General features: G+C 67.9%; 10 protein-coding genes. 4 read left to right on the top strand and 6 right to left on the bottom strand.

Annotated features, from left to right (window positions below):
• Position 1 precedes the first annotated feature (1 nt).
• From ABDC78_RS02345 to ABDC78_RS02325, 5 genes are all read right to left on the bottom strand, one after another.
• Positions 2-310, bottom strand: a complete 309-nt coding sequence (locus tag ABDC78_RS02345) for a PE family protein (protein WP_178359525.1) — start codon at positions 308-310, stop codon at positions 2-4.
• Complete coding sequence (gene eccCa / locus ABDC78_RS02340; protein ID WP_178359524.1) at positions 310-4,302, bottom strand: type VII secretion protein EccCa; 3,993 nt, start codon at positions 4,300-4,302, stop codon at positions 310-312. The genes ABDC78_RS02345 and eccCa overlap by 1 nt, the downstream gene beginning before the upstream one ends.
• On the bottom strand, positions 4,299-5,831 hold the full coding sequence (gene eccB, locus ABDC78_RS02335) for a type VII secretion protein EccB (protein ID WP_178359523.1): 1,533 nt from the start codon (positions 5,829-5,831) through the stop codon (positions 4,299-4,301). The genes eccCa and eccB overlap by 4 nt, the downstream gene beginning before the upstream one ends.
• Positions 5,828-7,690, bottom strand: coding sequence for a type VII secretion AAA-ATPase EccA (eccA, locus tag ABDC78_RS02330; RefSeq protein ID WP_178359579.1), 1,863 nt, complete (start codon positions 7,688-7,690; stop codon positions 5,828-5,830). The genes eccB and eccA overlap by 4 nt, the downstream gene beginning before the upstream one ends.
• A gap of 192 nt (positions 7,691-7,882) precedes the next feature.
• The gene (locus ABDC78_RS02325; protein ID WP_178359522.1) at positions 7,883-8,791 is read right to left on the bottom strand and encodes an oxygenase MpaB family protein; all 909 of its coding nucleotides are present in this window, start codon (positions 8,789-8,791) and stop codon (positions 7,883-7,885) included.
• A 92-nt stretch (positions 8,792-8,883) separates the two neighbouring features.
• Here ABDC78_RS02325 and ABDC78_RS02320 point away from each other — a divergent pair, with 92 nt between their 5' ends.
• Entirely contained in the window at positions 8,884-9,504 is a 621-nt protein-coding gene (locus tag ABDC78_RS02320) for a TetR/AcrR family transcriptional regulator (RefSeq protein ID WP_178359521.1), read from the top strand.
• An 83-nt stretch (positions 9,505-9,587) separates the two neighbouring features.
• Here ABDC78_RS02320 and ABDC78_RS02315 read toward each other — a convergent pair whose 3' ends face one another.
• The gene (locus ABDC78_RS02315) at positions 9,588-10,163 is read right to left on the bottom strand and encodes a VOC family protein (RefSeq protein ID WP_178359520.1); all 576 of its coding nucleotides are present in this window, start codon (positions 10,161-10,163) and stop codon (positions 9,588-9,590) included.
• 89 nt (positions 10,164-10,252) lie between these two features.
• Between ABDC78_RS02315 and ABDC78_RS02310 the strand changes: the two genes are divergently transcribed.
• The 3 genes from ABDC78_RS02310 to ABDC78_RS02300 are packed head-to-tail and all read left to right on the top strand — an operon-like array spanning position 10,253 to position 12,967.
• Entirely contained in the window at positions 10,253-10,894 is a 642-nt protein-coding gene (locus ABDC78_RS02310; RefSeq protein WP_178359519.1) for a TetR/AcrR family transcriptional regulator, read from the top strand.
• On the top strand, positions 10,887-12,023 hold the full coding sequence (locus tag ABDC78_RS02305; protein WP_178359518.1) for an alpha/beta hydrolase: 1,137 nt from the start codon (positions 10,887-10,889) through the stop codon (positions 12,021-12,023). The genes ABDC78_RS02310 and ABDC78_RS02305 overlap by 8 nt, the downstream gene beginning before the upstream one ends.
• Positions 12,020-12,967 (top strand): 2-hydroxyacid dehydrogenase, encoded by a 948-nt coding sequence (locus ABDC78_RS02300; RefSeq protein WP_178359578.1) that lies wholly within the window; start codon positions 12,020-12,022, stop codon positions 12,965-12,967. Before ABDC78_RS02305 ends, ABDC78_RS02300 begins: the two co-directional genes overlap by 4 nt.
• Positions 12,968-13,025: the final 58 nt, after the last annotated feature.

Raw genomic sequence — 13,025 nt, 5'->3', positions numbered from 1 at the left:
GTCAGCCGCGCGCGATCATGTAGGCCGACGCCGCCATCGCGTCTCCGCTGGCGTAGCTGGCCGCGGATTCGCCGACACCGACCCCGGAGCGGCCGAGTTCCTCGACACCCTGGGCAGCCACCGACTGGTGCTGTGCACCATGGGCGCTGAAACCGGCGGCGGACTGCAGCGACACCGGGTCGGCCGCCGCCGGGATGACCGCACTCACCAAAGGTGCTGCGGCGGAATGGACGGCGGCCATGCGTGCGGTGAGCGCCTCCACCGCGGCGCTGGCCGCGGTCAAGCCCTCCGGAACTACTCGCAGCGTCATCAGCTGTACTCCTCTCCACTGTGTCGTCCGGGTCCTCGCTGGGCGGTCACCGATTCGGTGGCCAGCGGATTGACGAGTTGCACGAACGTCGGTGTGTCGCTGTCGTCGAGCAGCATCGCGCGCCCCGCCGGCAGCCGGCTGAACCGGTGGCCCCGAATCTTGCCGCTGTCCTGGGGATTTCCCGACAGCATGACCGTCGTCGCCTGCAGATCGTTGAGGCGGCGCAACAGAGGCGCGGTCATCACCGCGTGCGCGGAGCCCGCGGCCCGGGCCGTGACGATGACACGTAGTCCCAGATCGGAGGCCTGTGAGAGCAGGCCGATCAACGGGGTCCACGGCCGCTGTCCGACGTACGGACCGGCGGTCGCCGGGCCGTCCGGAATCTGATCCACGTCGTCGACGATCAGATAGTGGATGTGGTTGTCCTGTCCGTTCTTGTAGGACCAGCCACTGAGCTCCTGCGGACTCATCCCCACCGGCGGTCGGCGCTTCTCGATGAGCGCCGAGAGCCCCAGCATGGCCGGGGTGATCCGGTCGATGTTCGGCGTGTACTCGTTGTCGGGGAAGATCGGCTCGTCGACCAGCTGCAACCGACGGTCGATCACCGTGAACGCCACCTGGTCGGGTCGCGAGTTCATCCTGATCGTGCGGATCAGGTGACGCAGCAGCGTGGTCTTGCCCGTCTTCGAATCGCCGAACACCATCAGCAGCGGGTTCTCGGTGAAGTCGACGCTGACCGATGCGAGGTCTTCTTCGCGCTGTCCGATGACCACCCGCTCGGGTGCGGGATAGAGCGACCGGAAGGTGTCCGGTGCCAGGTTGGTCGGGAGCAGCCGCACCGGCGGTGCACTCTGGCCGGAGTGACGGGCATTGAGCGCCGGGATGGATTCGGTTGTGGGACGGGCGAACAGGAAGTGCTCGGCGGCCATCGTGAGACCGCGGCCGGGCTGGTCGACGGGCACCGAGTCGGCGGGCCGGCGAAGCGCACCCGCCACCCTGACGTTGCTGTCGTGCGAGTCGTGCAACCGCAGCTCCAGCCGCAACCCCAGGCCGTCGCGCATCGCCAGCGGCACCTCGAGCCAGTTCGGGGTGGTGATCACCACGTGGATCCCGTACGAAAGCCCCGCGTTCACCAGCTCGGTCACCTTGGCCAGCAACGGGTTCCGGGTGTTGAAGGTGTCGGTGTTGTCCCGGCTGAACGCATAGAGGTTGTCGATGAGCAGGAACACCTCACCGAAGCCGTCCCGGTACTCCCCGTTGCCCGCTGCCGCACCGAGCTTCTGGCGTGCCCGCAGCAGCTGCTCGAGCTCACCGAAGGTGCGGCGGATCCGTTCGGACTCCAGCGGTGAGGCCACGCTGCCGACGTGGGCGAGCCCCTCGAGGGTGCGCAACTGCCCGCCGCCGTAGTCGAGACAGTAGAAGCTGACCTCTCCGGGCGCGTGCAGCGCTGCTGCCGACAACACGAAGGTCTGCAGTGCGGTCGACTTGCCCGACTTCGGTCCGCCGTGGATGACCATGTTGGCCGCGGCCGAGGTGGCATCGAACACCAGCGGGTCACGCCGCATGTCGAAGGGACGGTCGATCTCGCCGAGAGGCCAGCGCCACTGCCCGGCAGCGATTCCCGTGCGTTCGAGGACGTCCTCCAACGGGATCGGCTGATCCAGCGGCGGCAGCCACAGCTGTGGTGCGTGCGGTCCGTAATGAGCCAGCTGCTCACCGACCGTCGCGATCAGCTTGCGCGGTGGCAACACCTCGACGTCGGCGCCGTCGTCGACGATGACGGTATCGGGCTCGGGATCCACCCACCCCGCGCCGAACAACTGCGGCTGCGGGATCGCATGCACGACGATCGACCTGTCGATCCGCGGCGGCTCGTAGATGCCGTCGACGTAGGTGCTGCGGAACTTGATCGGAAGCGCCCCCGGGGCCGGCACCAGGAAGCCGACACCTTTGTGCTCGCGCCCGGATTCGATGTGGTACGCGTCCTCCACCCCGATGATCTGACGCGAGACGCTCGGGCTGGCCACCTTCAGTCCGATCCGGTACGAGGTGTTCTTGTCGATGTCCTTGATGCGCCCGACGTCGAGGGTCTGGGATGCGAACAGGATGTGGATCCGGAACGAACGTCCCTTGCGCGCCACGTAGTCGAACAGGTCCGCGTATTCGGGATGGTCCGCGAGCATCAGCGTGAACTCGTCGGCGACGACGAACAGGGTCGGCATCGGAGGCAGGTCATGGCCCTCGGCTTCTGCCTTTCCGCGAGCGGCCTCGTACTCGGTGACCGAGTTGAATGCGCTGCCCTGCACCCGGCGGCCGGACTCTTTGAGCAGCTTCTCCCGACGTGCCACCTCGCCGCGCAGGGTGTCGGCGAAACGATCTGCCAGTGACCGCTTCTCGGCCATGTTGGAGATGACGGCGACGACCTGCGGGAAGTTGCGGAAGATGTCGGCGCCGGCCTCGCCCTTGAAGTCGGCGTAGATCACGATCAGCCGCTCCGCCGAATGAGTCGTCAACAGCGCCAGCAGGATCGACATCAGGGTCTGCGACTTCCCGGAGCCGGTCATACCGATCATCAGCCCGTGCGGACCCATGCCCCCCTCGGCCTCGTCCTTCAGGTCGAAGTACAGCGGTTCGCCCGTGGCGGTCACGCCGATGGGGACTCGGAGCTCATCGTCGCGATTGCGGGGCGCCCACAGCGCGGCGACGTCGAGCGCCGAGGCGTCGGGAATGCCGAGCATCGTGGTGAAGGAGGCGCCTCCGGTGGTGGCCGATCTGCCGTGGCTGGGATTGGAGTCCCACCGCGACAGCCGCCGCGCGATATGGCGGGCCTCGGCGGATCCCAGGCTGTCGGCGGTCCCGACGAACGTGCTCCAGGAGCCGTTCTGCCAACGCAGGATCTCGCCGTCGGCGATCTTCAGGATCGGCCGTTCGGGATCCGAATACTGTTCGCGATGCGGCTCATTCGAGGACCGGTGGATCACCGTCACCCCGGCGAGGCCACGGCCGACCAACTCGTCGGGGTCGGCGTCGGGGTCGTCGAGGACGACGAGCAGATGCTTCACGCCGGCGGCACCGCCGACAGTGAACGGCTCACGATCGGCCAGGGCAGGGTCGAGCAGCCTGCCCAAGGCGGTGGCCTCGGTGGCGAGATAGCGAGCCGGACCGACACCGTCGACCTGACCTGGTACGTCCACGTGCGGCAGCCATTTGAGCCATGACCAGTCGTCGCGCTCGAGATCAGCTCCGGCGAAACCGATTCCGAGAACGGACGGGTCATGCCACGTCATCGCCTGAGCGATCCATGCACGCAGCGCTCCTCCGACCTCGAGGTCGTCGCCGATCACGGTGATCCGGGAGATCTTCGTCAGATCGATGCCGGCCGGGGCGTCGTGCACGATGCGCTGGGTGTCGAGCAGTCCGCGCAGCGTGGTGTGTGACACGGGTTCGAGGTCGATCTCGTCGGCAGTGTCCTTGACCCGCAGGGCGGCGTCGAGGGCCTGGTCGTGAAGGCCCGCACGCAACACCAGGAAGTCGGAGTCCCGCGGGTCGCGCTCCCACTGCCTGCGGGTGCCCGGAATACTCGCCAGCACAGCGGGTTCCGGATGTGACCACAGCAGTGCGGCACGCTGCTCGTCGGCGTGGGCGCGCACGTTGTCCCGGACCACCGACAGGTAGCGGAGGTAGTCGGCGCGCTCGGCGTCGACCTCCTCGGTGCGCATCTTGTTGTCGGAGCCCCGATACATCGCGGTCGCCGCCAGCAACAGCACGAACGGGAAGAACAACGTCGTCGGCGAGATCAGTCGCATGCCGGTCGCGACGAGCGCGACGATCATTCCGACGATCAGGATGACGATCAGATAGGGCAGTGCCCTTCGCAGGATCGAGGGCGGCACCACCCTCGGTAGCTCGGGCGGCGGTTCGATCGTGATGGTGCCCTTGCGGGTCACCGGCGGCGGCACCCGCTTGCGATGCTCGAATATCAGCCTGCTCACGGGATCTCCAACCGGGCCGGCGCCGGATTGGGCGCAAGCGAGTCATGGGCCAGCAGCGCGTCCGCGCGTGACAGCGTGGGGCCGGCGGCGAATTGCGAGAGCATCGACCAGGGAACGGGCAGCGGCGGGACGTTCAGACCCAGCGCGGCGACGGTGTCCGTGCCTGCTGCGTCTGACGGGTCCCCGGTGTCGATTCCGTAGCGCACCCCGGTGTCGCTCACCCAGAACAGCGCGCCGCCACTCTCGACGAAGTATCCGGTGCCCGGGGGCAGCGCGACCCGGTCGGCAGGGCCGCCCGGCGTGCCGGAACTCACCAGGTCCACGGTGCGCAGACCCTCGGGAACCGGCAGCGCCGAACCCGACAGCACTGTCATCGAAGCTTCCTGAGCACCTTCGGGTTTCGCCCACGCCGCACACGTCACCGGATCGGCGACGGTGTCGACCAGGGTGAGTGGCTCCGAGGGGTACGCAGTGGTGTCGATGCCCTGGGCCGACGGGACCCGCGCCACCTCGTCCGCACCGAGACGGGGCGGTTGGTCCAGCCCGTAGGAGTTGGTGTTGCGCAGAATCGACGCCAGCACACCGGAGATGGGTTGCAGACCGTCGGGCAGCACGACGTAGTGGCGCAGCGTGTTGTCGGCCTCATACGCGACGACGACGGCTCCGACGGGCGCCGCGACGGGCAGTTCCACTGCGGCCGGAGCACCGGCGCCGGGGATCACCGGCGACGTCAGCGGCGGGGCCTCCGGCAGCGCGTTGAACAACCCGGGCGCGATCGGCTGGGGAACGGCGACCTCGCCGCCGATGCCGAGACCGTTGGTGATCGCGCGATCGGCGAGATCGATCGGGCTGCGCTTGCCGTCCCAGAGAAGCCAGGTCCTGCCGTCGATCTCGGCGAGCACCGCCTGCCCGTCGGGCAGGGTGGCCGCCCGCTCCCCGTCGGTTGCCGGCGCGCCCGCGATCACGGTCAGCCCCGTCGTGCCCGCCGCACCGGTGGCGGCGTCACACACCGTCCAGTAGGCGTCACGAGTTGTGTTGGCCACCATGCGTTCCGGGGCGCCTGGGATGCCCAGCATGTTTCCCCTGGCGAACTGATCGAGCTCGCTGCTCTTCACCATCGACGGGTTGTCCGGCCTGCCGGTGATGAGTCGGGCGGATGTCAGGTTCAGCACCGGATGCAGTTGGTCGCCGAGGCGAACGTACAGCGCGGCGGAGTCACGGTCGGCCAGCACGGAATCCGTTCCCGCGGACCCGGACGGCCGGATCATCGAGAACAGGAAGCAGCCGATCAAACTGGTCACCAGGACCAGGGCCCCGACGAGCACCGAACGAGACTGAGTGCGCAGCGGGTCGACGAGCATCCTGGTGTCGTGCAGCGCGACCCCGGAAGCGATGCGGCGCATCATGAATCGCCATCCCGTCACCTGGTGACGGGTGACGAAGCCCCGGCGGTACCGGACGGCTTCGGGGTTCTCGTTGTTCGGGGTGCGGGAGCTGAACGACCGCCGGTCCCCGTTCGGGGCCGTCATCGCTGTTCCTGCTGGTTCGGCGGCACCGACAGACCGAGGCCACGCAACTGCGGCGCGGCCGAATTGTTGACATCGGCGGCGGTGATCGTCATCAGTTCGTCGTCGGTGAAGTCCTCCGCGTCGGAGTGGTCGAGTCGGTACTCGCGTTCCTCCTCCGAGCGCTCGACCAGGTTTCGGACGAATCGGCCGTTGCCTGCGATGTCCAGGCTGCGGCGTTCCACACCGTTGGCGTCCGGAGTCGACGACTGCGCCAGGTGCGCGAACAGCCTCTCCATGTCGGTGCGGGCGGTCTCCTCGAAGCGCGAGTCCCGCTTCTCGGCCATGCGCGTGGCGATTTCGACGAGCTCCTTCGGTGAGTACGACGGGAAGTCGATGCTGCGGGTGAACCGGGACCGCAGACCCTCGTTGGCGTCGAGGAACGCGTCGAGGTCCTTGCGGTAGCCGGCGACGATCACGACCAGGCGGTCGCGGTCGTTCTCCATCCGGGCCAGCAGGGTGTCGATGGCGACCAGACCGAAGTCGTTCTTGGCTCCGGTGGACACCAGCGCGTAGGCCTCGTCGAGGAACAGCACGCCGTCGAGCGCGCTGTCGATGATCGCGTTGGTCTTGGCCTCGGTCTCGCCGATGTGCTGGCCGATCAGATCGGCACGGTGCACCTCGCGAACGGTCTCCTTCTTCAGAAGGCCCAGCCCGCAGTAGATCTTGGCGACCACCCGGGCGATCGTGGTCTTACCGGTGCCGGGTGGTCCGGCGAACACCAGGTGGTTGGTGCGTTGGGCGACGGTCAGGCCGCGCTCCTGACGCCGGATCGCCATCGCCACAGAGCTTTTCAGTCGGGCGACCTGGTACTTGACCTCTTCGAGGCCGATGAACTCGGCCAGCTCGGCCTCGGCCTCGATCAGCAGGTGCGCCTTGCGGTCCTTGGCCCCCGGGTCGACGAAGTCGGCCTCGCCGGGCTCGCTGTCCGGGTTCCACGGATCGGCGCGCGCCTCGATGCGCGCGGCGGTGGTCGTGGGGATGCCGAACGAGGTATCGGAGAGCGCGTCTTCGACATGGGCGTTCTCGGGGTTGGCGGCGTAGAGCTCCTGCAGCAGCTCGTTGGCCTCCTCGACCTCCCCCTGAGCCCGCAACGACAGCGCCTTGGCGAGCGCGCCGTCGACGGCGGCGACGGCGATCGGACCTTCAGGCCGCTCGAGGTGTGACAGGGCCGGGGCGAACATGCCCAACCGCGCGAGTGCGATGCCGAGCGTGACGCGCGCAGCATGGGCGTAGGTCTCGTCGAGCGTCTCGTCGGTGACCACCGGCGTGAGCATCCGGACCACGTCCGACCATCGTGCGGCGCGGTAGAAGATCGCCACCCGCACCCACCGGGCCTGCAACCACCCGGGCCTGCGCCCCAGGACGTCGCCGACCAGACGATCCGCGGCGGCCCACGACGCGGATCCGGTCGCGGTGTCGCACAGGTGCACGGCGTAGGCGAGCGCGAAGTCGTCGCGGGTGCTGGCACGGAACTGCAGATACAGGCCGGTGTCGTAGCTGAAGCCGAGCGCGTCGGGCGCGAGTTCGAGGTGGCGCTGCAGCAACCCCGCCGTGGCCGATGTTTGCCAGACGGCTTCGATCACCTGGGGGGAGACGTCGCCGGCAGAGGCCAGGCCCGTCCATGCGTCGCACTGGTCGTTGGCGATCCGCGTCAGCCCGGCGAACCCGGATCTGGCCGCGGTCAGATCGGCCGGGCGCTGCCGGTCGTGCACGGACAACCCCAGCGCGCGACAGCAGGTGGCGAACCGGCTGACGACGTCGGGATCGACCCGGGCGACCCCGTTGGCGGTGGCCGCGAGCGTGTGACTTCCCATTTCCATGAACTGTGTGTCGCGGAACGCGGACTCCCCGTCGATCGACTGAGCCCGATCCCCCGCCATCTCCCTTGCGACTGGTTATGTATGGCTAGGCTAACTTTTGCTGAAGTTAGCATTGCATAACCAAACTGTCGAGACGCACGGGTGCCCGTTCGCGGGTGAGCCGGGTCACCGCTGAACTCGGCCGCTGAGAGGTCAGACGAGGGGGCGACCGGTGCGAATCCGCCAGTCGACGTCCTTGAGCAGAACATTGAACGGAAACTGCCGGACGAATCGCGGAGACACCTTGTTGACGGTGCGAAGGACGGCGATCAACCGGTCGAACCTGCGTTGCCGGGCCGCGTCCCAGGGCAGCCGCATCTCATCGCGGAAGCGCTGCGGCAGGAACCCCGTGGTGATCAACAACGCGAGTCCCTCCGCCCTGCGGCGCATCGGCCCGGGCAGGCTCACGCCCCGAAGCCGGGAGACCGCAATCGGATACAGGTAGTCGCGGATCGTGTCGTCGATGTGCACCTCGTCGAGCGATTTCTGCCAGTACCGGTCGAACGCGGCCCGATCCGGCGGCCACATGTCCTCGGGCACCTGGAGCATCGTCGCCAGCGCACGGCCGCGCAGATAGACCCGGTCGGCGGTGTGGTCGTCCATCTCCCCGACGAACAACCGGTGCACGTCGACGATGCCCTTGTAGAGGCACGCACCCACCCACAGCTGCAGGTCCTTGTCGAAGGCGCTGTACTTCACCGGGCTCGATTCGGTGGACACCACCTGGGCGTGGGCGCCGTTGACGGCTCGGCGGAAGGCGGCCTTCTGCTCGTCGGTGCCGTTGGTGGACACCGCCAGGTAGGTGAAGGTGGTGCGCGCACGCTTGATGGGGTGCCGGTCCACCCGGCCGCTTTCGACCGGGCTCTCCATCACGCCGTATCCGACCCCGGGCCGCGCGAGCTGCATGATCACGTTGGCGGGCCCGGCGAGCAGACCGAGGCCGAGCATCCCGTCGTCGGTCTCGGCGCTGTTCGCCTTCTGCGGCCCCGCGGCGACCGCCGCGTCGTTCACCGCACGTTCGACTAACGGAACGGTCGCGCCGACCGACTCGTCCAGCGTCATGGTCACTCCTCTGCGCAGGGGCGCGCTCCAAAAGTGCGAACGCCTGTTTCCTGATATTGCCCCTGCCCCCGGACGAGTGTCAATATGGACTCATGGCCCAGGTCCGTCCCTACCGCGGCGTGGACGCTCTGCAACGGATCGCCGAACGCAGGCGCCGTCTGCTCGAAGCCGGCCTGGACCTGCTGGGTGGGCGGACACTGCCCGCCGATCTCACGGTCCGGGCCATCTGTTCCCAATCCGGCCTCGCCGCGCGCTACTTCTACGAGAGCTTCGCCGACAAGGACGTTTTTGTCGGCGCGGTGTTCGACTGGGTGGTCGCTGACATCGCTGCCACCAGCCAGGCCGCGGTCGCCGCCGCCCCGGCAGCGGAGCAGAGCCGGGCGTGCATGGCCAACATCGTGCGCACCATCTCCGATGACGTCCGGGTCGGCCGACTGCTGTTCAGTGCACACCTCGCCAACCCCGTGGTGGTGCGCAAGCGGGCGGAATCAGGCGCCCTGTTCGCCCTGCTCTCGGGACAGCACGCCGGTGTCGCGCTGCAACTCGAGCACAACGACCGCATCAAGGCCGCGTCGCACTTTGTGGTCGGCGGCGTCGCGCAGACGTTGAGCGCGTGGTTGACCGGCGACATCGGACTCACCCCCGGCCAACTGGTCAACCACCTCGCGGCGTTGATCGACCAACTCGGCGAGCCAGCGCTCTACCGCGACTGACCGACCCCGCGACTGACCCCCGCCGAAACGGTATTCCACGCGGGGTTTCTGCGGGTTTGGCCGCGTAGAACGCAGTTTCGGCGCTAGGTCGCCGCGGGCACCCGCCGGTCGGCGGCGGTCTTCGGCGTGGTGACCGTGTCGCTCTCGGTGAATTCCTTGGTCCAGCACGCGAACTCCAACGTGATGCCGTCCGGGTCGAGGAAGTAGAACGACCGCACGTACACCCCGGGGTGCACGGTCGCGGAGACCTGGGCCGCGCTCTCGTCGTGGTTCAGGATCGGCCCGACGCGGACGCCCTTGGCCTTCAGACGCTGCCGGTACTCGTCGAACTTCTCGGCGGGCACGTGAAACGCCAGGTGATTCATCGTGCTCACGGCGCTGACGATGTCGCCGATGCCGGGGATGGCCTCAGGCGAGGAGATGCCGGGCACCCGGTCCGGCGCGTCGGCGAACCAGAAGAACGCCACACAGTCGCCGTTGCCGGCGTCGAAGAAGAAGTGCTGCCCCATGCCGCCCGGCAGGTCGAGCGACTTGACCAGTGGCATGCCCAGCACGTTCGAGTAGAAGTCGACGGTCTTGGCCATGTCCGAGCACACCAGCGCGACGTGGTTGATGCCGCCGAACTCGAACTCGGTGTTGGCGTTGCGGGGCTTGATCACGATTGCGCGCCTCCTCTGGCCATGGGCAGAAACTGAATCTAACATCAGGTTCAGTTTGAGATCAACGGCCGCGAGGAGCGCAGAAGCAGGTGAGTGTCAGCCCCCGCGAACAGTTGCCGACACTGCGCGGACGCCAGACCCAGGCCGCGATCGATTCGGCGGCCCGCGCGGTCGTCGCGCGCAAGGGAATCCTCGCCGCCACGGTCGCCGACATCGCCGGCGAGGCGGGCAGGTCGACGGCGTCGTTCTACAACTATTACGACTCTAAAGAGGCCATGGTCCGAGAGTGGGCGGTGCGATTCCGCGACGAGGCGCGGCAGCGTTCGATGGCGGCGGCGCAGCCGGGGCTCTCCCACAAGGAACGCTCCTATCAAGCAGCGGCCGCGCACTGGAACACCTACCGCAACCGGCTGGCCGAGATCATCAGTGTGTCGCAGATGGCGATGGTCAGCGACGATTTCGCCGAGTACTGGAACGAAATCTGTTCAGTGCCTATCGGTTTGATCACGTCACTGGTGAAACAGGCGCAGCAGCAGGGCTTCTGCGCCGGCAGCGATCCCCGGCTCATCGCGGTGGCACTGGTGTCGATGCTCAACCAGTTCTGCTACACCCAGCTGTCCGGCCGTTCGATCCACGACGCCACCGACATCGACGACGCGGCCTGCATCAGCACGCTGGCCGACATCTTCTACCGGACCATCTACCACCGGGAGGCCGAGAACCATGAGTAGCACTGCGTCGCTTCAAACACCTGGCGTCACCAGGGAATTTGTCGGTCTGGATTCGACGACGGCCCACAGGGCAGGTTCGGGAGGTCATCCGTGCCAGGGCATCTACCACCGTGGGGTCGGCCGCAAGCCCAAGGTGGCGATGATCGCGACGCACTATCAGATCGACTTCTCCGAGCACTACCTCGCCGACTACATGGCCACCCGCGGCATCGGCTTCCTCGGCTGGAACACCCGATTCCGGGGGTTCGAGAGCAGCTTCCTTCTCGACCACGCGCTTGTGGACATCGGCGTCGGCGTGCGCTGGCTGCGCGAGGTCCAGGGCATCGAAACGGTGATCCTGCTGGGCAATTCGGGCGGGGGATCGCTGATGGCGGCCTATCAGGCCAACGCCACCGATCACCACGTCACCCCGCTGGAGGGGATGCGGCCGGCCGCCGGACTCGACGACCTCCCGCGCGCCGACGGTTATGTGGCCAGTGCCGCGCACCCGGGACGACCCGAGGTGCTGACCGCGTGGATGGATGCCGCCGTCACCGACGAAGGTGACGCTGTGGCAACCGATCCCGATCTCGACCTGTTCAACGAACGCAACGGCCCGCCCTACGACGCAGCGTTCGTGCGACGGTACCGGGCTGCCCAGGTCGCGAGAAACGACGCCATCACCGACTGGGCCGAGGCCGAACTCGTCCGGGTGCGGGCCGCAGGGTTCTCCGACCGGCCGTTCACCGTGATGCGCACCTGGGCAGACCCCAGGATGGTGGACCCCTCGCTGGAACCCAGCAAGCGACCGGCCAACATGTGCTACGCGGGAATTCCGGCCAAGGCCAACAGATCCACTCACGGCATCGCGGCGGCGTGCACGCTGCGCAACTGGATCGGCATGTGGAGCCTGCGGCATGCGCAGACCCGCGCCGAGCCGCATCTGGCCCGTATCGACTGCCCGGCGCTGGTGATCAACGCCGATCAGGACACCGGCGTGTATCCCTCCGATGCGCAGCGGATCTTCGACGCGCTCGGCGGCACCGACAAGACGCAGTGCGCGATCGACACCGACCACTACTTCACGACGCCGGGCGCCCGCACCGAGAAGGCCGATACCGTCGCCCAGTGGATCGCGCGCCGCTGGTGAGAGTCCTGGCCCACTTCGTTCCCGGTGACAAGGTCCTGGAATTCCTTGAGCCTCATGCCGATTGGCTCGACGTCCGGTTCTGCGCGGAGGACGACGACAACACGTTCCACCACGAACTGCCCGAGGCCGAGGTGATCTGGCATGTGCTGCGGCCCCTTTCCGGTGACGACCTGGTCGAGGGGTCGCGGCTCCGGCTCGTCCACAAACTGGGCGCCGGGGTCAACACCATCGACGTCGACGTCGCGACGCAGCGGGGCATCGCGGTGGCCAACATGCCCGGCGCCAACGCGGCCTCGGTCGCCGAGGGAACGGTGCTGCTGATGCTGGCCGCGCTGCGCCGGCTACCGGAACTGGACCGGGCCACCCGGGCCGGTGCGGGCTGGCCGTCAGATCCCACCCTGGGAGAGACGGTGCGCGACGTCGGCGGCTGCACGGTCGGGTTGGTCGGCTACGGCAACATCGCCAAACGGGTCGAGCGCATCGTGGTCGCGATGGGCGGCGAGGTGCTGCACACCAGCACCGGTGACGACGGACACCCGGGCTGGCGCAGCCTGCCCGACCTGCTGGCCGTCAGCGACGTCCTCTCGCTGCATCTGCCGCTCACCGACGGCACCGCCCACCTCCTCGACGCGGACGCGCTGGCCCGGATGAAGCCGGGCGCGATCCTCGTCAATACCTCGCGCGGCCCGATCGTCGACGAGCACGCCCTCGTCGAGGCGCTGCGCTCCCGCCGACTGGCCGCCGCCGGTCTCGACGTCTTCGCCGTGGAGCCGGTACCGGCCGACAATCCGCTGCTCGGACTCGACAACGTGGTGCTCACCCCGCACGTCACCTGGTACACCGCCGACACCATGCACCGCTATCTGGAGTTGGCGGTGGACAATTGTGAACGACTTCGTGACGGGCGGGACCTCGCGAACCTGGTGAACCAGGTGGGCGGGTAGTCTCGGTCCCAACCAACCGGTTGGGACCAGTCACGACGACGTGAAGAACAGGTGCAGC

Origin of the sequence: Mycobacterium sp. DL, from assembly GCF_039729195.1 — a bacterium.
Taxonomy (GTDB): domain Bacteria; phylum Actinomycetota; class Actinomycetes; order Mycobacteriales; family Mycobacteriaceae; genus Mycobacterium; species Mycobacterium hippocampi_A.
Note: the sequence above shows the minus strand (reverse complement) of the source record. Positions and strands in the feature narration are given on the sequence as shown.